The sequence below is a fragment of the Bacteroides sp. L008 genome (assembly GCF_040812255.1).
Lineage (GTDB): Bacteria > Bacteroidota > Bacteroidia > Bacteroidales > Bacteroidaceae > Bacteroides > Bacteroides vicugnae.
The window spans coordinates 1,840,170-1,860,901 of record NZ_JBFNXO010000001.1 but is presented as its reverse complement, the minus strand read 5'-3'; the positions used below and the strand labels follow the sequence as shown (position 1 = coordinate 1,860,901).

Annotated in this window: 17 protein-coding genes; 15 read left to right on the top strand and 2 right to left on the bottom strand. The window is 43.1% G+C overall.

All coding sequences use genetic code 11. The annotated features are described in order from the left end of the window. Positions 1-74: 74 nt before the first annotated feature. Entirely contained in the window at positions 75-1,268 is a 1,194-nt protein-coding gene (kbl, locus tag AB3G73_RS07555) for a glycine C-acetyltransferase (RefSeq protein WP_367744243.1), read from the bottom strand. A 136-nt stretch (positions 1,269-1,404) separates the two neighbouring features. Here kbl and AB3G73_RS07550 point away from each other — a divergent pair, with 136 nt between their 5' ends. From AB3G73_RS07550 to AB3G73_RS07530, 5 genes are all read left to right on the top strand, one after another. After that, a complete protein-coding gene (locus AB3G73_RS07550) occupies positions 1,405-2,358 on the top strand; it encodes an NAD-dependent epimerase/dehydratase family protein (protein ID WP_148364965.1) in 954 nt (317 codons plus the stop codon). Next, on the top strand, positions 2,358-3,206 hold the full coding sequence (locus AB3G73_RS07545) for a DUF4348 domain-containing protein (RefSeq protein ID WP_217721042.1): 849 nt from the start codon (positions 2,358-2,360) through the stop codon (positions 3,204-3,206). The genes AB3G73_RS07550 and AB3G73_RS07545 overlap by 1 nt, the downstream gene beginning before the upstream one ends. A gap of 47 nt (positions 3,207-3,253) precedes the next feature. Beyond that, positions 3,254-4,246: a UDP-N-acetylmuramate dehydrogenase gene (murB, locus tag AB3G73_RS07540; RefSeq protein WP_148364967.1), complete on the top strand. Its 993-nt coding sequence runs from the start codon at positions 3,254-3,256 to the stop codon at positions 4,244-4,246. Between the two features lie 158 nt (positions 4,247-4,404). Continuing rightward, positions 4,405-5,163: an MBL fold metallo-hydrolase gene (locus AB3G73_RS07535; protein WP_148364968.1), complete on the top strand. Its 759-nt coding sequence runs from the start codon at positions 4,405-4,407 to the stop codon at positions 5,161-5,163. A gap of 83 nt (positions 5,164-5,246) precedes the next feature. Further along, a complete protein-coding gene (locus AB3G73_RS07530) occupies positions 5,247-6,827 on the top strand; it encodes a DUF3352 domain-containing protein (protein WP_367744239.1) in 1,581 nt (526 codons plus the stop codon). A 150-nt stretch (positions 6,828-6,977) separates the two neighbouring features. Here the strand turns inward: AB3G73_RS07530 and AB3G73_RS07525 are convergent, their stop codons facing one another. Then, positions 6,978-7,352: a DUF3127 domain-containing protein gene (locus tag AB3G73_RS07525; RefSeq protein ID WP_087318232.1), complete on the bottom strand. Its 375-nt coding sequence runs from the start codon at positions 7,350-7,352 to the stop codon at positions 6,978-6,980. Positions 7,353-7,505: 153 nt separating this feature from the next. On the opposite strand from AB3G73_RS07525, the gene dnaN reads away from it, so the two are divergent. The 10 genes from dnaN to AB3G73_RS07475 all read left to right on the top strand — a co-directional run bounded on the left by dnaN (position 7,506) and on the right by AB3G73_RS07475 (position 20,726). Further along, a complete protein-coding gene (dnaN, locus tag AB3G73_RS07520; RefSeq protein ID WP_004297029.1) occupies positions 7,506-8,630 on the top strand; it encodes a DNA polymerase III subunit beta in 1,125 nt (374 codons plus the stop codon). A gap of 111 nt (positions 8,631-8,741) precedes the next feature. Further along, on the top strand, positions 8,742-9,521 hold the full coding sequence (locus tag AB3G73_RS07515) for a 3'-5' exonuclease (RefSeq protein WP_004297028.1): 780 nt from the start codon (positions 8,742-8,744) through the stop codon (positions 9,519-9,521). Beyond that, positions 9,521-10,729: a bifunctional phosphopantothenoylcysteine decarboxylase/phosphopantothenate--cysteine ligase CoaBC gene (gene coaBC, locus AB3G73_RS07510; RefSeq protein ID WP_367744229.1), complete on the top strand. Its 1,209-nt coding sequence runs from the start codon at positions 9,521-9,523 to the stop codon at positions 10,727-10,729. Before AB3G73_RS07515 ends, coaBC begins: the two co-directional genes overlap by 1 nt. Before the next feature lie 32 nt (positions 10,730-10,761). Beyond that, positions 10,762-12,423 (top strand): DNA repair protein RecN, encoded by a 1,662-nt coding sequence (gene recN, locus AB3G73_RS07505; protein ID WP_148364971.1) that lies wholly within the window; start codon positions 10,762-10,764, stop codon positions 12,421-12,423. Positions 12,424-12,464: 41 nt separating this feature from the next. Further along, positions 12,465-13,208 (top strand): 23S rRNA (guanosine(2251)-2'-O)-methyltransferase RlmB, encoded by a 744-nt coding sequence (rlmB, locus tag AB3G73_RS07500; protein WP_148364972.1) that lies wholly within the window; start codon positions 12,465-12,467, stop codon positions 13,206-13,208. Position 13,209: 1 nt separating this feature from the next. Further along, positions 13,210-14,916, top strand: coding sequence for a serine protease (locus AB3G73_RS07495; RefSeq protein ID WP_148364973.1), 1,707 nt, complete (start codon positions 13,210-13,212; stop codon positions 14,914-14,916). Positions 14,917-15,274: 358 nt separating this feature from the next. Further along, a complete protein-coding gene (locus tag AB3G73_RS07490) occupies positions 15,275-16,219 on the top strand; it encodes a site-specific integrase (protein WP_148364976.1) in 945 nt (314 codons plus the stop codon). Between the two features lie 357 nt (positions 16,220-16,576). Next, positions 16,577-17,173, top strand: coding sequence for a UpxY family transcription antiterminator (locus tag AB3G73_RS07485; RefSeq protein ID WP_195650139.1), 597 nt, complete (start codon positions 16,577-16,579; stop codon positions 17,171-17,173). Further along, the gene (locus AB3G73_RS07480; RefSeq protein WP_367744214.1) at positions 17,151-19,565 is read left to right on the top strand and encodes an SLBB domain-containing protein; all 2,415 of its coding nucleotides are present in this window, start codon (positions 17,151-17,153) and stop codon (positions 19,563-19,565) included. The genes AB3G73_RS07485 and AB3G73_RS07480 overlap by 23 nt, the downstream gene beginning before the upstream one ends. A 24-nt stretch (positions 19,566-19,589) precedes the next feature. Beyond that, on the top strand, positions 19,590-20,726 hold the full coding sequence (locus tag AB3G73_RS07475; RefSeq protein WP_234133905.1) for a chain-length determining protein: 1,137 nt from the start codon (positions 19,590-19,592) through the stop codon (positions 20,724-20,726). Positions 20,727-20,732 lie beyond the last annotated feature (6 nt).

Sequence of the window (20,732 nt, the reverse complement as noted above, 5' to 3'; positions counted from 1 at the left end):
TTGCATAAAGCAACAGCGTAATCCGTGTAATCCGTGCCTAAAAATGGATTCTGCAAGGAAACCTTGCTTCGGAGTTATTCCGTTTTCAATACGTTAAGCTCTTTACCTACCTTGATAAAGGCAGCGATACACTTGTCAAGATGTGCTTTTTCGTGTCCTGCAGAAATCTGTACACGGATGCGGGCCTGATCTTTCGGCACTACCGGATAGTAGAAACCTGTTACATAGATCCCTTCTTCCTGCATGCGTGCAGCATAAATTTGAGACAGTTTCGCATCATACAGCATTACCGCACAAATAGCACTTTGTGTCGGTCTAATATCAAATCCGGCAGCCGTCATCTTATCACGGAAATAGTTTACATTTTCAACCAACTTGTCATGCAGTGTATTGCTCTCTTTCAGCATCTTGAAAACTTCAAGACTTGCACCGATGATACCCGGAGCCAATGAATTGGAGAACAAATACGGGCGGCTGCGTTGACGGAGTAAATCAATGATTTCTTTGCGTCCGGTGGTAAATCCTCCCAGTGCACCGCCGAAAGCCTTACCCAACGTTCCTGTGTAAATATCTACACGTCCGTGAGTCTTATACAACTCGCTTACGCCATGACCAGTGGCACCTACCACACCGGCAGAGTGAGATTCGTCCACCATTACCAACGCATCGTATTTCTCGGCAAGATCACAAATCTGATCCATCGGAGCTACATTGCCGTCCATTGAGAACACACCGTCCGTAACAATAATACGGAAGCGTTGTGCCTGCGCTTCTTGCAGACATCTTTCCAAGTCTTTCATGTCAGCATTGGCATAACGGTAACGTTTCGCTTTGCAAAGACGTACCCCGTCAATGATAGAAGCGTGGTTTAGCGAATCCGAGATAATGGCATCCTCTTCGGAGAAAAGCGGTTCGAATACACCGCCGTTAGCATCGAAGCAGGCAGCATACAGAATCGTGTCTTCAGTCTGGAAATAGTCCGAGATAGCAGCTTCCAGTTCTTTGTGTATATCTTGTGTTCCACAAATGAAACGGACAGACGACATTCCGTATCCACGGTTATTCATCATTTCCTGTGAAGCCTTGATTAATCGGGGATGATTGGACAATCCTAGATAGTTGTTTGCGCAGAAGTTTAATACTTCCTTACCTTTTACAGTGATGGCAGCTTGCTGCGCACTTTCAATCAGTCGTTCTTCTTTATAAAGTCCGGCTTCCTTGATTTCAGCCAATGTTTGGCGGAGATATTCTTGCATTTTACCGTACATAGTGTTTGGGTGATTAAGTTATATTGCAAAGGACACAATTTTTCTTGGAATAACAATGTCTTTTTGATTAAAATCTGAAAAAAAAGTGCTTACTTTGCGCACTATTTAAGCTTGATATTCTAAGTCAGAAGAAAAAATGGAACACATTTTGATTATTGGAGCTACCGGACAGATAGGGTCGGAGCTAACGATGGAGCTACGGAAACGTTACGGAAATGCAAATGTAGTAGCAGGTTATATTCCGGGTGCAGAACCTAAAGGGGAATTAAAGGAGTCGGGACCGTCGGCAATTGCTGATGTAACAGATGGCGATGCAATTGCATCTGTAGTAAAAGAGTATCACATTGATACGATTTATAATTTGGCTGCTCTGTTGTCCGTAGTTGCCGAGTCGAAACCCAAGTTGGCTTGGAAAATAGGCATCGACGGATTGTGGAATGTGCTGGAAGTGGCACGTGAACAAGGGTGCGCAGTGTTTACTCCGAGTTCTATCGGTTCGTTTGGAGCTAGTACGCCTCACACGAAAACACCGCAGGACACCATTCAGCGTCCGCGTACCATGTATGGAGTCACCAAAGTAACGACAGAGTTATTGAGTGATTACTATTTTAATAAATACGGTGTCGATACCCGTGCTGTCCGTTTCCCGGGCATTATTTCGAATGTGACCCCTCCGGGAGGAGGTACGACTGATTATGCTGTCGATATTTACTACTCGGCAGTGAAAGGAGAAAAGTTTGTGTGCCCCATTAAGCAAGGCACTTTAATGGATATGATGTACATGCCGGATGCGCTGAACGCAGCAATTACGCTGATGGAAGCCGATCCGGCAAGATTGATACACCGCAATGCTTTCAATATCGCTTCCATGAGTTTCGACCCGGAAACGATATATCAGGCTATCAAGAAGCATGTGCCGCAGTTTGAGATGATCTATGATATAGATCCTCTGAAACAGCGTATAGCCGATAGCTGGCCCGATAGCCTGGACGATACCTGCGCTCGTGAAGAGTGGGGATGGAAGCCGGCCTACAATTTGGAAAGCATGACGGTAGATATGCTTGAAAAGTTAAGAGAGAAACTGAAATAATGAAAAAACTAATTGCAGGGGTCATACTGCTCGGTATATTGAGCTCTTGTGGAAACAAGAAAACAAATATTGACCCTTTCGCATCTATTACTAAAGAGGTGGATTCAATCCGGCAGATAGCCGATTCTAGCCACCATGATAAATCGCCGGAAGATCCGCAGCCTATACAGGCAGATGAATCTTTCGATGATTTTATCTACAATTTTGCTTCCGATGAAGTGTTACAGCGTCAGCGTGTGAAATTTCCATTGCCCTACTACAATGGAGATAAGAAATCAAACATCGAGGAACGCAACTGGAAGCATGATGACTTGTTTACCAAGCAGCATTATTATACTCTGCTGTTTGATAGAGAAGAAGACATGGATTTAGTAGGAGATACCTCCCTCACTTCTGTGCAGGTAGAGTGGATGTTCGTGAAAACGCGAATGGTGAAAAGATACTATTTTGAACGTATCAAAGGTGCATGGATGCTGGAGGCAATCAACCTGCGGCCCATTGAGCAAAGTGATAATGAGAACTTTGTTGAGTTTTTCGGACATTTTGCAACGGATAGTCTTTTTCAGAGTCAGCGTGTGAGGGAGCCGTTAGCTTTTGTAACTAGCGATCCGGACGATGATTTCTCCATTTTGGAGACAACCCTCGATCTTAATCAGTGGTTTGCCTTCAAACCGGTACTTCCTGTCGACCGCCTTTCTAATATTAATTACGGACAGCGGAATGGCGATGATTCGCCCACGAAAATTCTGGCGTTGAAAGGTATCGGCAATGGTTTTTCCAATATCCTTTATTTCCGCCGGAAAGCCGGAGAATGGGAATTGTATAAGTTTGAAGATACAAGTATCTGATACAGGTTACGACGCACTATAACAGTATAACTTATAACTAGAAATATATGTATTCTCTTTTGCCCTACAATACATTCGGCATCGATGTCAGTGCCGCTCGTTTTTTAGAATATTCTTCGGTTGAAGAATTGAAGAAGCTGATTGTGCAAGGTGCCGTTGTGACACCTTTTTTGCATATTGGTGGCGGCAGTAACCTGCTGTTTACCAAAGATTACGACGGATTGATACTCCATTCCCGCATTGAAGGAATCGAAGTGACGGAAGAAGATGAATACTCTGTATCGGTACGAGTGGGAGCGGGGGTAGTATGGGACGACTTCGTTGCATATTGCGTAGAACATGGATGGTATGGAACGGAGAATCTGTCGCTCATTCCCGGTGAAGTGGGAGCGAGTGCGGTACAAAACATTGGAGCTTATGGCGTTGAAGTGAAAGATCTGATAACAGCAGTGGAAACAGTGAACATTCAAGCTGAAGAACGCGTTTATTCGGTGGAAGAGTGTGGGTATACCTACCGTAACAGTATTTTTAAACGTCCGGAAAACAAGTCGGCTTTTGTCACCTATGTCCGTTTCCGGCTTAGTAAAAAAGAATATTATACGTTAGATTATGGAACCATTCGTCAGGAGCTTGAAAAATATCCGGCATTGACGCTTTCTGTTGTACGGAAAGTGATAATTGAGATTCGTGAGAGCAAGTTGCCCGACCCGAAAGTAATGGGTAATGCTGGCAGCTTCTTTATGAATCCCATTGTGCCGAAAGAAAAACTGGAAGCCTTGCAGCAGGAATATCCCCGGATACCATACTATGAGCTGTCAGACGGTCGGGTGAAAATCCCGGCAGGATGGATGATCGATCAATGCGGCTGGAAAGGTAAGGCTTTAGGTCCGGCTGCCGTGCATGATAAACAAGCACTGGTATTAGTGAATCTTGGTGGAGCAAAAGGTAGCGATATCCTTGCGCTTTCAGATGCAGTTCGAACCTCTGTTCGTGAGAAGTTCGGCATTGATATCCACCCGGAAGTTAACTTAATAAATTGAGAAGTAAAAATTGAGAATGAAGAATAGCTATATGAATAATGAAAAGTGTTCAGGTGTAGAAATACTCTATAACCTTTCTTTTTTTCGTTCTCAATTCCAAAATTCTCATTCTCAACTATTATTTTTTAATTCTCAATTTTCAATTCTCAATTAAACAAGTGAAAGTAAGAATCATTGGAAGTGGAACATCGACGGGAGTACCCCAAATCGGCTGTACATGTCCGGTTTGTACTTCTGCCGATCCGAAAGATAACCGATTGCGTGCATCTGCTATTGTCGAGACAGATGATGCGCGGATTTTGATAGATTGCGGTCCGGATTTCCGGACACAGGTATTGCATCTTCCTTTTGAGAAGATAGATGGTGTGCTCATTACGCATGAACATTATGACCATGTGGGCGGGTTGGACGATTTACGTCCGTTTTGCCGGTTTGGTTCAGTGCCTATTTATGCGGAAAATTATGTGGCGCAAGGCTTGCGTTTGCGTATGCCCTATTGCTTTGTCGACCATCGTTATCCGGGCGTTCCCGACATTCCTTTGCAGGAAATTTCTGTGGGGCAGGCCTTTTCTGTTAACCACACGGAGGTGCTTCCTTTACGTGTGATGCATGGGCGATTGCCTATTTTGGGATATCGTATCGGGCAATTAGGTTATATCACTGATATGTTGACTATGCCCGAAGAATCTTATGAACAATTGGCGGGAATAGATGTTTTGGTAGTGAATGCACTTCGGATTGCCTCGCATCCTACCCATCAGAATCTGGAAGAAGCATTGGCAGTGGCGCGGCGCATTCAAGCAAAGAAGACGTACTTTATACACATGAGTCATGATATGGGCTTACATGCGGAGGTTGAAAAGAGCCTTCCGGAAAATATTCACCTGGCATTCGACGGATTGGATATCTATCTTTGATTATCGGTGAAATTTTTAGCAAAAGTTTTGTTTTCTTTGTAGAAATTATTATTTTTGCACTTAGCCGATAAACAGCGAATATTATGAAACTTCGTACGATAGTGAAAATAGCGATCACGTCTTCTGTTGTACTTTTGTGCTCAGGTTTCGCATTGTACTCTTTTTTTAGACTGTCGGCGGCCGAAGGGCAGAAGGATTTTAATCTTTATGAACTGGTTCCGTCCACCACTTCAGCCGTGTTTGTTACTGATGATGTGCTCGAATTTGTAGCGGAGGTCGATGATCTGACTTGTAGTAAAAATCAGCAATATCTTTATGTGTCCAAACTTTTTTCTTATCTGAAACAAAGCCTTTATGCCCTCTCGGAAGATACTCCTCATGGTTTGAGCCGGCAAATGAATCAGATGCTGATTAGTTTCCATGAACCGGATAACGAACGGAACCAGATACTTTATTGCAGATTGGGAAATGGGGATAAGGAGTTGGTAAACAAGTTTGTGCGTAAATATATATCTTCGCTTTATCCGCCGAAAACATTTGCTTACAAAGGAGAGGAAATAATCATTTACCCGATGGCGGATGGTGATTTTCTTGCCTGCTATCTGAAGTCTGACTTTATGGCATTAAGTTTTCAAAAAAAACTGATTGAAAACGTTATTGATGCATATAAGAGTGGCAAATCGCTGGCGGATGATCCTACCTTTACAGGGGTGCGTGCTCCGAAAAAAAGTGCAGCGGCCGCCACAATCTATACCCGTATGAAAGGGATGATGGGATGGACGGAATTTGATATGAAGATGAAAGATGATTTTATCTATTTCTCCGGCATTACTCACGATGCGGATACTTGCTTTGCATTTATAAACCAGCTTCGCCAACAGCAATCAGTCAAAGGCTTCCCGGGTGAGGCACTGCCTTCTACTGCTTTCTATTTTAGCAGACAGGGGATTGCGGACTGGACATCTTTGCTTTCTTATGGAAATGCGCAGGAGCAGAATGAGACGGTTCGCACGAGCGAAGTGCAGAATAGAGATAAAGAATTTTCTCGCTATCTGATGGAAAATGCCGGACAGGACTTGGTTGCCTGTCTCTTTCTGCGTGAAGATACGTTACAGGATCAGGATGCGGCGGCAGTCTTGAGCCTGTCTGTGGCAGATGTGACGGAGGCTGAAAGAATGCTTCGTACCCTTGTCAATACTGCTCCGGCAGATGAAGGAAGAAAAACTCCCCGAATTACTTTTTGTTATACTGTAAATAAGGCATACTTGGTCTATCGGTTGCCTCAAACAACCTTGTTTAAACAACTGACCGGTTTCGTAGAGCCGACTTTGGATATGTATGCGGCATTTTATGGTGGACGCTTGTTGCTTGCTCCGGATGAGAACAGTCTGTCGCATTATATTCGTCAATTGGATAAAGGTGAAGTGCTCAATGGTGCAATAGCTTATCAGACGGGTATGGATCACTTGTCTGATTCGTACCATTTTATGTTGATGGCAGATTTCGACCACGTATTCCGGCAATCGGAAAATTATGTCCGTTTCATACCGGATTTCTTTCTGCATAATGCCGGCTTCTTCCGTAATTTTACACTCTTTGTCCAGTTTGCCTGTACGGACGGAGTAGTATATCCCAATATTATTTTGAAATATAAATCAGAATAAAAATTACGGTTTATATACAATTGTTTATCTCTATGGTTTTGGAGCGGATTATCTGTATGAATAAAAATATCTTCAATTATAAAAAAACTCCCGATAGGATTATCCCGTCGAGAGTTTTTATGCTTATGCGTCGGATGAATGACTTTCAGTTTAGAATGGCAGATCGTCTTTTGCATCACCCGGAGTAAATTCGGGCATAGCCGATGGAGCCGGGGGAGGAACGGGAGAACCAGAAGCCATTGGAGCACCTGCACTGACGCGCTCTACTTTCCATGCGCGGATACTGTTGAACCAACGGTCATTCCATTGGCGGGCGTCAACGTCGAATGATACGGTCAGTTCTTCACCCATTTGAATGTTGAATTGCTCGATTTTGTCTGCACCAAATACGTCGAAACACATTTTGCGCGGATATTGATCATGGTTTTCAATAACGTACTCTTGTGATTTCCACTCGTTGCCGCTAGTTTTTGAAACTCCGCCTCTCGGGGGGAGGATAGCGATGATTTTTCCTGTAAATTCCATTGCGATAATTTTAAATTCTGCGGCGAAGTTACAATTTTTTAGTAATATCCCTCACACAATGCCTGTTTTTTTCTTTTGTTTTATTGGGCAGCCCAAATCTTTTTTCGTAACTTTGTGCGATAGAACATTTAAAACTTAAATACACGAAAATATATGAAATTTATCGTTTCAAGTACTGCTCTTTCCAGCCATTTACAGGCCATCAGCCGTGTGATTAATTCAAAAAATGCGCTGCCAATTCTCGATTGTTTCCTCTTCGAATTGGAAGACGGAACATTGTCTGTGACTGTATCCGACAGTGAAACAACGATGGTGACTACCGTAGAAGTGAATGAAAGCGATACGAACGGGCGTTTTGCCGTAGTAGCGAAAACATTGCTTGATGCACTGAAAGAAATCCCGGAACAGCCACTCACATTCGAAATCAATCCGGATAATTATGAAATAACAGTGCAGTACCAGAACGGAAAATACAGCCTGATGGGGCAGAATGCGGATGAATTTCCGCAATCGGCTACATTGGGTGATAATGCAGTCCGTGTAGAGATGGAAGCAAGTGTACTTCTGGGAGGTATCAACCGTTCGGTGTTTGCTACTGCCGATGACGAACTTCGTCCGGTGATGAACGGTATTTATTTCGATATTACTACAGAAGATATTACAATGGTTGCTTCAGACGGTCATAAACTGGTGCGTTGCAAGACATTGGCAGCCAAAGGTAACGAGCGTGCAGCTTTCATCCTTCCGAAGAAACCGGCTACGTTGCTTAAAAATCTTTTGCCGAAAGAACAAGGCACAGTGACGATCGAATTCGATGAACGCAACGCTGTATTCATGCTCGAAAGCTACCGGATGGTTTGTCGTCTGATTGAAGGACGTTACCCGAACTACAACTCGGTAATTCCGCAGAACAACCCGCACAAAGTCACCGTAGACCGCCAGCAGTTGGTAGGAGCTTTGCGTCGTGTGTCTATCTTCTCGTCGCAGGCAAGTAGCTTGATAAAACTTCGTATGCAGGAAAACCAGATTGTGATTTCCGCACAAGATATTGACTTCTCTACTTCTGCTGAAGAAACACAAGTTTGCCAGTATGCAGGTGCAGCAATGAGCATCGGTTTCAAATCGACATTCCTCATTGACATCCTGAACAACATTTCAGCAGACGAAGTAGTCATCGAACTGGCGGATCCTTCACGTGCCGGAGTAATCATCCCGGTAGAGCAGGAAGAAAACGAAGACCTGCTGATGCTGCTGATGCCGATGATGCTAAATGATTAATGTTAATTCACCACAGAGGACGCAGAGGACACAGAGGATAAATTTGAATATTTGTTAAATAACCCTCTGTGTCCTCTGCGTCCTCTGTGGTGACCCAATAAAAAAATAGAAATGAAATTAAACCTGAAAAATCCCATTGTTTTTTTTGATTTAGAAACAACCGGAACCAATATCAACACAGACCGAATTGTTGAAATCTGCTATCTGAAAGTATATCCGAATGGAAATGAAGAAGCAAAAACATTACGTATCAACCCTGAAATGCATATCCCGGAAGCATCTTCTGCTATACATGGCATTTATGATGCCGACGTAGTCGATTGCCCAACTTTCAAAGAAGTGGCGAAAAACATAGCCAGGGACATTGAAGGTTGCGATTTGGCAGGATTTAATTCCAATCGTTTTGATATTCCTGTCCTTGCCGAAGAGTTCCTTCGCGCCGGAGTGGACATTGATATGACGAAACGCAAATTTGTAGACGTACAGGTGATCTTCCACAAAATGGAACAACGCACCCTGTCTGCTGCCTATAAATTCTATTGCGACAAGAATCTGGAAGATGCACACACTGCCGAAGCAGATACACGGGCCACTTACGAAGTGCTGAAAGCACAGCTCGACCGTTACTCCGATCTTCAGAATGATATTGCGTTCCTGGCAGATTATTCAAGTTTCAGCAAGAATGTAGACTTTGCCGGACGCATGGTGTACGATGATAATGGAGTGGAAGTATTCAACTTCGGAAAATATAAAGGAATGTCTGTAGCCGAGGTTTTGAAGAAAGATCCCGGATATTACAGTTGGATTTTGAATAGTGATTTCACGCTGAACACTAAGGCGGCATTGACAAAAATCCGTTTGCGTGAAATGAGTAATTTGATTACAAAATAATGCTAAAAGGAAAAAAAATAATTCTTGGAATTACCGGCAGTATTGCCGCGTATAAGGCGTGCTATATCATTCGCGGACTGATAAAACAAGGAGCGGAAGTGCAAGTTGTCATTACTCCGGCGGGAAAAGAATTTATTACTCCCATCACTCTTTCGGCTTTGACCAGCAAACCGGTCATTAGTGAGTTTTTTGCTCAGCGTGACGGAACGTGGAATAGCCACGTCGATCTCGGACTGTGGGCGGATGCTGTACTGATTGCACCTGCCACCGCCTCTACTATCGGCAAAATGGCAAATGGAATAGCCGACAATATGCTCATAACAACTTATCTTTCGGCAAAAGCTCCCGTGTTTGTTGCTCCGGCAATGGACCTCGATATGTTTGCCCATCCCGCCACCCAGAAAAATCTGGATATATTGCGTTCCTACGGTAATCACATTATCGAGCCGGGAACAGGAGAGTTAGCTAGCCACTTGGTGGGAAAGGGACGTATGGAAGAGCCGGAAAACATTATCCGGGTATTGGATGAATTCTTCGCTTCGAGTGACGAACTATCCGGAAAGAAAGTGATGATTACAGCCGGACCGACTTACGAAAAGATTGACCCGGTGCGTTTCATAGGCAATTATTCTTCCGGAAAGATGGGATTCGCATTAGCAGAAGAATGTGCCCGTCGCGGAGCGCAGGTGACATTGATAACAGGTCCTGTGCAGCTCAAAACGCAACATTCCCGTATCCGGCGTGTAGATGTGGAATCAGCAGAAGAAATGTATGCGGCTTCACAGATCTATTTTCCAGATGCTGATGCAGGTATTCTTTGCGCGGCAGTAGCCGACTATCGTCCGGAAACAGTGGCCGACAAGAAGATTAAGCGGGAGAAAGAAGAGGAACTAACCCTCCATCTTCAGGCAACACAAGACATCGCTGCCAATTTAGGAGCACTAAAAAGGAAAAATCAGTTATTGGTTGGCTTTGCCCTCGAAACCAATAATGAGCAGCAGAATGCCGAAGGAAAGCTCGAACGCAAAAATTTCGACTTTATCGTGCTCAACTCGTTGAATGACGCTGGAGCCGGTTTCCGCCATGATACCAATAAAATAAGTATCATCGACAGGAAAGGTCGTACAGACTATTCCCTGAAACCGAAAATAGAAGTAGCCCAGGACATCATCGACCGTCTGGTAGCCACCCTATCTTCGAATTTTTAATTTTCAATTCTCAATTTTTAATTAAATATAAGGTGTTACGTTCACTATACATTCAGAATTATGCATTGATAGAAAAACTGGATATCAGTTTTGAAACAGGCTTTTCCGTTATAACAGGTGAAACGGGAGCCGGAAAATCAATTATTCTGGGAGCTATCGGACTCCTGCTAGGACAGCGTGCCGATGTGAAAGCGATTCGCCACGGAGCTTCCAAATGTATCATAGAGGCACGTTTCGATCTATCTGCCTATGGTATGCGTCCGTTTTTCGAAGAAAACGAGTTGGAATATGATGAAGAGTGCATTTTGCGTCGTGAGGTACAAGCTTCCGGTAAGAGCAGGGCATTCATCAACGATACTCCTGCTTCGCTGTCACAAGTGAAAGAGCTGGGCGAACAGTTGATAGATGTACATTCGCAACATCAGAATTTATTGCTCAATAAAGAAGGATTCCAGTTGAATGTGCTTGATATTCTGGCACATAATGATGCAGCATTGGAGAAATACCATCTGTATTATGATGAATGGAAACGGACAGACCGCGAACTGGCTGAATTAGTGTCGCTGGCAGAGAAAAGCCGCTCCGATGAAGATTATATCCGCTTCCAACTCGAACAGCTCGAAGAAGCCTGTTTGGTGGAAGGTGAGCAGGAAGAACTGGAGCAGGAAGCTGAAACATTAAGTCATGCGGAAGAGATAAAAGCCGGACTTTACCGGGTGGAACAGTCGTTTGCTTCGGATGAAGGCGGATTGCTTTCTTACCTGAAAGATAGCCTGAATACGCTGAATAATCTGCAAAGAGTATATCAGCCGGCCAAGGAACTTACCGAACGTATGGAGAGTGCTTATATCGAACTGAAAGATATTTCGCACGAAGTCTCTTTACAAAGTGACTCCGTTGAATTCAATCCGGTCCGTCTGGACGAAGTGAATGAACGGTTGAATCTGATTTATTCCTTACAGCAGAAACATCGGGCACAAACCCTTGGCGAATTGATAGCGCTAACGGATGAATACCGCAGCAAATTGTCGGACATCACTTCCTATGATGAGCGTATTGCCGAACTGACTGCTCGTAAAGAGGAACAATATAAACAAGTGAAACAACAGGCGGAAGTGTTGACCAAGGCCCGTGCGAAAGCTGCGCGTGAAGTAGAAAAACAACTGGCCGCCCGGTTGATTCCATTAGGAATGCCGAATGTTCGTTTCCTGATCGAAATGGGACTGAAAAAAGAGCCGGGATTGCAAGGAGAAGATACAGTCAACTTCCTGTTTTCCGCCAATAAGAACGGCACTTTGCAGAATATCTCTTCCGTAGCTTCAGGAGGTGAAATTGCCCGTGTCATGCTTTCCATCAAGGCAATGATTGCCGGAGCCGTCAAGCTGCCGACCATCGTATTTGATGAAATAGATACCGGAGTCTCCGGTGAAATAGCCGACCGTATGGCGGACATGATGCAGGAAATGGGCGACCGCAACCGTCAGGTAATCAGTATTACCCACCTGCCACAGATTGCTGCCCGTGGGCGTGCTCATTATAAGGTATACAAAAAAGACAGCGATACGGAAACCAACAGCCATATCCGCCGTCTCACTGACGAAGAACGGGTAGAGGAAATAGCTCACATGCTTAGCGGCGCCACTCTCACCGAAGCTGCCCTTAGCAATGCCAAATCCCTGCTTGCCCGCAACTGATAAATAGTGAATAGTAAATAGTAAAATAGTAAATCAACCAGATGTTAGATAAAAGTGAAATGATTTTCGGCGTTCGTGCCGTGATAGAAGCCATTCAGGCTGGAAAAGAGATAGATAAGATCCTCGTGAAGAAAGATATTCAAAGTGATCTTTCCAAGGAGCTTTTTGCAGCTTTGAAAGGTACGCTGATACCTGTTCAGCGTGTTCCGGTAGAACGTATCAACCGTATAACCCGTAAAAATCATCAGGGAGTGATCGCTTTCATTTCTTCTGTGACTTATCAGAAAGCGGAGGATCTTGTTCCTTTCTTGTTTGAGCAAGGAAAAAATCCGTTTTTTGTTATGCTCGACGGAGTGACCGATGTACGCAATTTCGGGGCAATTGCACGTACCTGCGAATGTGCAGCTGTCGATGCTGTGATTATTCCTGTTCGAGGCAGTGCGTCAGTCAATGCTGATGCCGTGAAAACGTCGGCAGGAGCGCTACATACTCTTCCTGTATGCCGTGAACAGAACCTCCGTTCGACTCTGCAATATCTGAAAGACAGTGGTTTCCGCATTGTGGCTGCTACCGAAAAAGGGGATTATGACTATACCAAAGCTGATTATACAGGTCCTCTCTGCATCATAATGGGAGCGGAAGATACAGGAGTTTCTTATGAAAACCTTGCCCTCTGTGATGAATGGGTGAAAATTCCGATGCTGGGCACCATCGAATCCCTGAATGTCTCTGTAGCTGCCGGTATCCTGATTTACGAAGCTGTGAAACAAAGAAACAATGACTGATATGAAGAAGATTTTAATTCTACCTTTGCTGCTTTTCTTCCTGGTACAGGGAAGCATGGCACAAACCCCAAAATGGGTAGAGAAGGCAAAACGTGCAGTCTTCTCAATAGTGACTTATGACAAGAATGATAAAATGCTGAATACGGGAAACGGATTCTTTGTGTCCGAAGACGGATTGGCTTTATCAGATTATACTCTTTTTAAAGGAGCCGAACGTGCGGTGGTGATTACTTCCGAAGGCAAACAGATGCCGGTCAGCCTGATACTGGGAGCGAATGACATGTATGATGTTATTAAGTTCCGTGTGGCTATCACCGAGAAGAAAGTGCCTGCGCTGATCATTGCCAAAACAGCCCCGGTGGCAGGAGCCGAAGCGTGGATGCTTCCTTATTCTACGCAGAAAAGCATTGCTTGTGTCAATGGTAAGGTGAAAGATGTTTCCAAAGTAGCCGGCGAATACCATTATTATACATTGAGTATGCAGATGAAAGATAAGATGGTGAGCTGCCCGGTGATGAATGCGGAAGGTCAGGTATTTGGTATTGCGCAGAAATCATCCGGTATCGATACGGTGACTACTTGCTATGCGGCGGGAGCTGCTTTTGCCATGTCGCAGAAAATCAGTGCCCTTTCTTTGGGAGACGCTGCCTTGAAAAGCATTGGTATTCGGAAAGGTTTACCCGAAACGGAAGATCAGGCATTAGTATATCTGTTTATGGCCTCTTCGAGCCTCTCGGGCGAGGACTATGAAAAGCTGTTGGACGATTTCATCCGCCAGTTCCCTGCCAATGCAGATGGTTATCTCCGTCGTGCCAATTATTATGCATCTAAAGGTAAAGACGACCAGACCTGGTATGATAAAGCCGTTGCCGACTTTAATCAGGCACTGAAAGTAGCCCAGAAGAAAGATGATGTATATTATAATATCGGTAAGCTGATGTATGCTTATCAATTATCGAAGCCGGAGAAAACTTACAAAGACTGGACGTATGACACCGCTTTGAAGAATGTCCGTCAGGCAATCGCTATTGATCCGCTGCCAATTTACACTCAAATGGAAGGCGATATACTGTTTGCCCAACAAGACTATGCCGGTGCTTTGGCTGCTTATGAAAAGGTAAATGCCAGCAATATTGCTTCTCCGGCCACTTTCTTTAGTGCTGCCAAAACGAAGGAACTGTTGAAAGGGGATCCGAAAGAAGTGGTAGCCTTAATGGATAGCTGTATTGCCCGTTGCCCGCAACCGATTACGGCCGACTTTGCTCCATACTTGTTGGAGCGTGCGCAGATGAATATGAATGCCGGTCAGGCGCGAAATGCAATGCTCGATTATGATGCTTACCATACGGCAGTCAAAGGAGAAGTGAACGACGTGTTCTATTATTATCGCGAACAGGCAGCTTTGAAAGCCCGTCAGTTTCAACGCGCTTTAGACGATATTGCCAAGGCCATCGAGATGAATCCGACAGACCTCACCTATCAGGCAGAGCATGCGGTTGTAAACCTCCGTGTAGGACGGTATGAAGAAGCCATTCAGATTTTGAATAATATATTGAAGACTGATCCCAAATATGGTGAGGCTTACCGTTTATTGGGACTTTGCCAGATACAGCTGAAGAAGACAGATGAAGCTTGCGGCAACTTTAAGAAAGCGAAAGAATTGGGTGATCCGAATGTCGATGAGCTGATTACAAAATACTGCAAGTAAAAAGATCATCTTCTTGAAGATAAAAAATAAATCCCTGCCAACTCGAAAATTGGCAGGGATTCCTCGTTTTTGGGGACGTTGTATAAAAAACTCTCTCTCTTTTTTATTTTCCCCACTTCACTTGTTAAGCTCAGGTTGTAGGTTTTAATGATATTATGGTTTGATTTCTCTTTTTTCCTCTGTTATAAGTTAAATGCACGGTTATTGAAAATACTGCATGTCTTCACTTATTTTTTTTAGAAATAAATTGAAAATCCATCTAAAATAGTGAGTAAATTAAAAATTGTGGTTCATTTTATCTATAATCTTACTATATTCCGCACGTTTTTAATAACACGTATGAGATAAGTTATAATTTATGGAAAAAAATCGATTTACTATTTGTGCAAACAATTACATTGATTGTTTGCGACAAGAGGGTCGTTATTCTACGGCCCATGTGTATAAACACGCTATTCGTTCTTTTTCGCAGTTTTGTGGAACTCAATCCATCACGTTTAGTAAGATAAACCGTGAAACTCTAAAGAGGTATAGCAACTACCTGATGGCTTCCCGTTTGAAGCCCAATACGATTTCTACGTATATGCGTATGCTGCGTAGTATCTACAATCGTGGTGTCGATATGCATCAAGCTCCTTATGTGCATGGTTTGTTCCGGGATGTTTTTACCGGGGTAGACACACGTCAGAAGAAAGCTATCCCGATCGGCGAACTTCACATGCTATTAAACAAAGATCCTCAATCGGAAAAGCTTCGCCGGACGCAAGCCATTGCCAATCTGTTATTTCAGTTTTGTGGAATGCCTTTTTCTGATTTAGCCCATTTGGAAAAGTCCAATTTGGAGCGGGGACTTTTAAAGTACAATCGCATCAAGACCGGTACTCCTATGAGCATAGAAGTGTTAGAGTCAGCGCAGAATGCAATTGGGGGACTGTATAATAAATCAGATGCCCGGAGTTCCGATTATCCTGATTATCTTTTCCGGATATTAAGCGGAGCGTACAAGCGGAATGAAGAAGGAGCCTATCGTGAGTATCAGTCAGCTTTGAGACGTTTTAATAATGAGTTGAAAAGCCTGTCCAGAAAATTAAGGCTACATTCGCCCGTCACGTCGTATACGCTTCGTCATTCTTGGGCTACGACTGCCAAGTACAGAGGTGTACCTATCGAAATGATTAGCGAATCACTAGGACACAAATCTATTAAAACAACACAGATATATTTAAAGGGTTTCGAATTGGAAGAAAGAACAAAAGTGAATAAATTGAATTATTCTTACGTTTGTAATTTTAAAATGTTCTGATTAGTATTATTAAAGCATTATGGATTAGGGATTTAATGCTAGTGTTACTTCTTAGGTAACGGAAATATATTCGCTACAAAGATAGGTAAAAATATTAATAGCAAACAAACAAAAAACTTCTTTTTTTCCTTTTTCTCTAAAATATGCAACATGAATCTATCTGAACATGAAGGATAACATCTTCATGCTCAAAGACTTTTTATTACCTAAATTCAAGAATGCTTTATATTGAATGTTAGGTACCTGCTTTTATATTCCCTCATAATCGATTTTTTATCTTTTTTCACAACGATGTGTATTCTAAATGTGTGTTGTCCGTTACCTAAGAAGTAACGGAATAACATGGGGTAAAAAAATATGATTTTAACGAAACCGAAATCAGTAAATGCCGGGCCTAGTAGTGGGACAGGGGAAGGCGTAGCACACTCAAAACGTTGGTATGTAGCACTTGTTCGAATGCATCATGAGAAGAAAGTTGCCGAACGTTTATCTAAAATGGGAATTGATTCTTTTGTTCCCGTTCAGCAGCAAATTCATCAATGGAGCGACCGTCGTAAGATGGTTAATACAGTCTTACTCCCAATGATGGTTTTTGTACATGTCAATCCAAAAGAACGTATGGAAGTTCTTTCATTTTCTACGGTCAGCCGTTATATGGTGATGCGTGGAGAGAGTACTCCTGCCGTTATTCCTGACGAGCAGATGGCACGTTTCCGTTTTATGCTCGATTATTCCGAAGAAGCAGTCTGTATGAATGATACTCCACTGGCGCGTGGTGAGAAAGTTCGTGTCATAAAAGGTCCTTTGAGCGGGCTTGTCGGCGAACTTGTGACTGTAGCCGGAAAGAGTAAGATTGCCGTTCGTTTAAATATGCTTGGCTGTGCTTGTGTCGATATGCCAATCGGTTATGTAGAACCTACAAAGATTACCAATGACGATACTAAAAAACTTTAACGTATTTCTATTCATTCTGCTGTTGGGAGTTTGTTCTCCCTTAATGGCTCAAAACATGAGCGACTCTCAAGTTCTTGAATATGTCAAGGACGGCATCCGCCAGGGTAAAGAACAAAAGCAACTAGCCTCCGAACTGGCACGCAAAGGCGTGACCAAAGAGCAGGCAACGCGTGTGAAGCAACTATATGAGCAGCAAAACAATGTCAATGCTTCCAATGCAACAGGTACCGATGTCAATGAATCACGCCTGCGTGAGGAAATGAAAGAAAATACTTCCGATATGCTGGAAGACCACCCAAGCACTCAAGACCTCGCACGTGGCAACCAGGTTTTCGGACGAAACATCTTCAACACCCGTAATCTGACTTTTGAACCCAGCGTCAACATCGCCACTCCCTTAAGCTATCGTCTGGGTCCCGGTGATGAAGTGATTATCGACATCTGGGGAGCCAGCCAGAACACTATCCGTCAGCATATTTCTCCTGACGGCACGATCAACATTCAGAAAATAGGTCCTGTCAACCTGAACGGACTAACCATTGCTGAAGCCAACGACTATCTCAAAAAGACATTAAACAAGATATATAATGGTCTTAATAATACGAATGATCCCACCTCTGACATCCGTCTGACTTTGGGTAGCATACGTACTATCCAGATCAATGTAATGGGTGAGGTTGTCCAACCAGGCACTTACTCCCTCTCTTCTTTTGCCACAGTTTTCCATGCACTTTACCGTGCGGGTGGAGTCAGTGACATAGGAAGCCTTCGCAATGTCCAGCTGGTACGTAACGGCAAAAATATCGCCACGATCGACGTCTACCAATTTATCATGAAAGGAAACATTCAGGATGACATCCGCCTTCAGGAAGGCGATGTAGTGATTGTCCCCGCCTATGACGTATTGGTTAAGATCGACGGAAAAGTGAAACGCCCAATGCGTTTCGAAATGAAAAAGGATGAAAGTCTATCCACTCTTATCAGCTATGCCGGTGGCTTTGAAGCTGACGCTTACACCCGTTCCTTACGTGTCGTACGTCAGAACGGACAGGAATATGAAGTAAACACAGTCAAAGACCTTGACTATAGTGTCTATAAAATGAGAAACGGTGATGTTGTGACCGCCGAAGCCATCCTTAACCGCTTCATCAATAAACTTGAAATCCGTGGAGCCGTTTATCGTCCCGGCATCTACCAGCTGAATGGAAAACTGAATACAGTCCGTGAACTGGTAAACGAAGCTCAAGGCCTGACTGGTGATGCCTTCTTAAACCGTGCTGTTCTCTACCGTCAGCGTGAAGACTTGACTACCGAAGTTGTTCCGGTAGACATCAAAGCCATCATGGACGGTACTTCTCAAAATATCATCCTGATGAAAAATGACATCCTTTATATTCCGAGTATTCATGACTTGGAAGACAGAGGCAATGTCGTAATCCACGGTGAGGTAGCCAAACCGGATTCTTATCCTTATGCTGATAACATGACCCTTGAAGACTTGATCATTCAGGCAGGTGGATTGCGTGAAGCCGCTTCTGTAGTCCGTGTAGATGTATCCCGAAGAATTAAGAATCCTCGTAGTACAGTAGACAACGATACTATCGGCCAGATATATACATTCTCCCTGAAAGAAGGTTTTATAGTGGATGGTACTCCCGGCTTTGTCCTTCAACCTTATGATGAAGTTTATGTACGTCGTAGTCCGGGTTATCAGGCTCAACAGAATGTAGTTGTTGAAGGTGAAATTCTGTTCGGAGGGTCTTATGCTATGACCAGTCGTGAAGAACGTCTTTCGGACTTGATTAATAAAGCGGGAGGTGCAACGAATTATGCCTACTTACGTGGTGCCAAATTGACTCGTGTGGCCAATGCAAGTGAAAAGAAACGCATGGGTGATGTGATCCGCTTGATGAGTCGACAGTTGGGTGAAGCTATGATGGACTCTTTGGGTGTTCGTGTGGAAGATACCTTTAGTGTTGGTATTGACTTGGAAAAGGCGCTCGCGAATCCTGGTAGTACAGCAGATATTGTATTACGTGAGGGTGATGTGATTTCTATTCCGAAAAACAATAATACGGTTACAATTAATGGTGCCGTAATGGTTCCAAATACAGTTTCTTATATGGAAGGAAAGAATATAGACTATTATCTGGATCAAGCTGGTGGTTATTCTGAAAATGCAAAGAAGAGTAAGAAATTTATAGTTTATATGAATGGTCAGGTAACTAAAGTGAAAGGTAGTGGTAAGAAGCAAATTGAGCCAGGTTGTGAGATAATTGTACCTAGTAAAGCTAAGAAAAAGACTAATATTGGAAATATCTTAGGTTACGCTACTACATTCAGCACTTTAGGAATGATGGTTGCTTCTATTGCTAATTTAATCAAGAAATAACGAATACCTTATAATACCTTTATTATATCTACTTTGATGGAACAATCGTCTGAAAAGGAAACAAAACAGTTGCACAATACTCACAATGATGATGAGATTGAAATCGATCTGATGGATCTTCTTCGTAAGGTTATAGGTATTCGTAAGAAAATTTATAAAGCGACTGGCATCGGACTGATAATTGGCATTATTATAGCAATCAGTATCCCTAAGCAGTACACGGTTGAAGTCACCCTTTCTCCGGAAATGGGTAATAACAAAGGTGGGGGAATATCCGGTTTGGCGGCTTCTTTTTTAGGAAGTGGAGTTTCTATGGGTGACGGCACTGATGCTTTGAATGCTTCTTTGTCTGCTGATATTGTCTCTTCTACCCCTTTTTTGTTGGAACTTTCTAATATGAAAGTTTCTGTATCAGGGAGTGAAGAAATATCTTTAAGCTCCTATTTAGATGAGGAGTCATCCCCTTGGTGGAGCTATGTTATTGGATTTCCCAGTATGGTAATTAGTGGGGTAAAGTCCTTGTTTACTGAAAATGAGGATGAATCTGATTTTTCGGATAAAGTGAGCCAAGGTACAATTGAATTATCCAAAAAGGAGTCTCAGAAGATTGAATCACTAAAGAAAAAGATTGCCGCTTCTGTAGATAAGAAAACCTCTATGACTACCGTTTCCGTGACTTTGCAGCATCCTAAGGTTGCTGCAGTTGTTGCTGACTCTGTAGTTAAGAAATTGCAGGAATATATCATAGACTATCGTACCTCCAAATCTAAAGAGGATTGTCTCTATTTGGAGAAATTGTTTAAAGAACGTCAGCAGGAATATTACGAAGCACAGAAAAAATACGCCGATTATATGGATTCTCATGATAATGTCATATTGCAGAGTGTTCGTTCTGAACAGGAACGTTTACAAAATGATATGAGTCTTGCTTATCAGGTATATAGTCAGGTTGCCAGTCAGCTTCAGGTCGCTAGAGCCAAAGTTCAGGAAGAGAAGCCTGTATTTGCGGTTGTAGAGCCTGCGGTTGTGCCATTATATCCTTCAGGAACTAGTAGGAAGGTATATGTTTTAGCTTTTGTTTTTCTGTCAGTTTGTTTTGTTGTATTCTGGAATTTATTTGGAAAAGATCTTCTGAATAAGTTCAAAGAAGTATGTGCCTAAAATCAA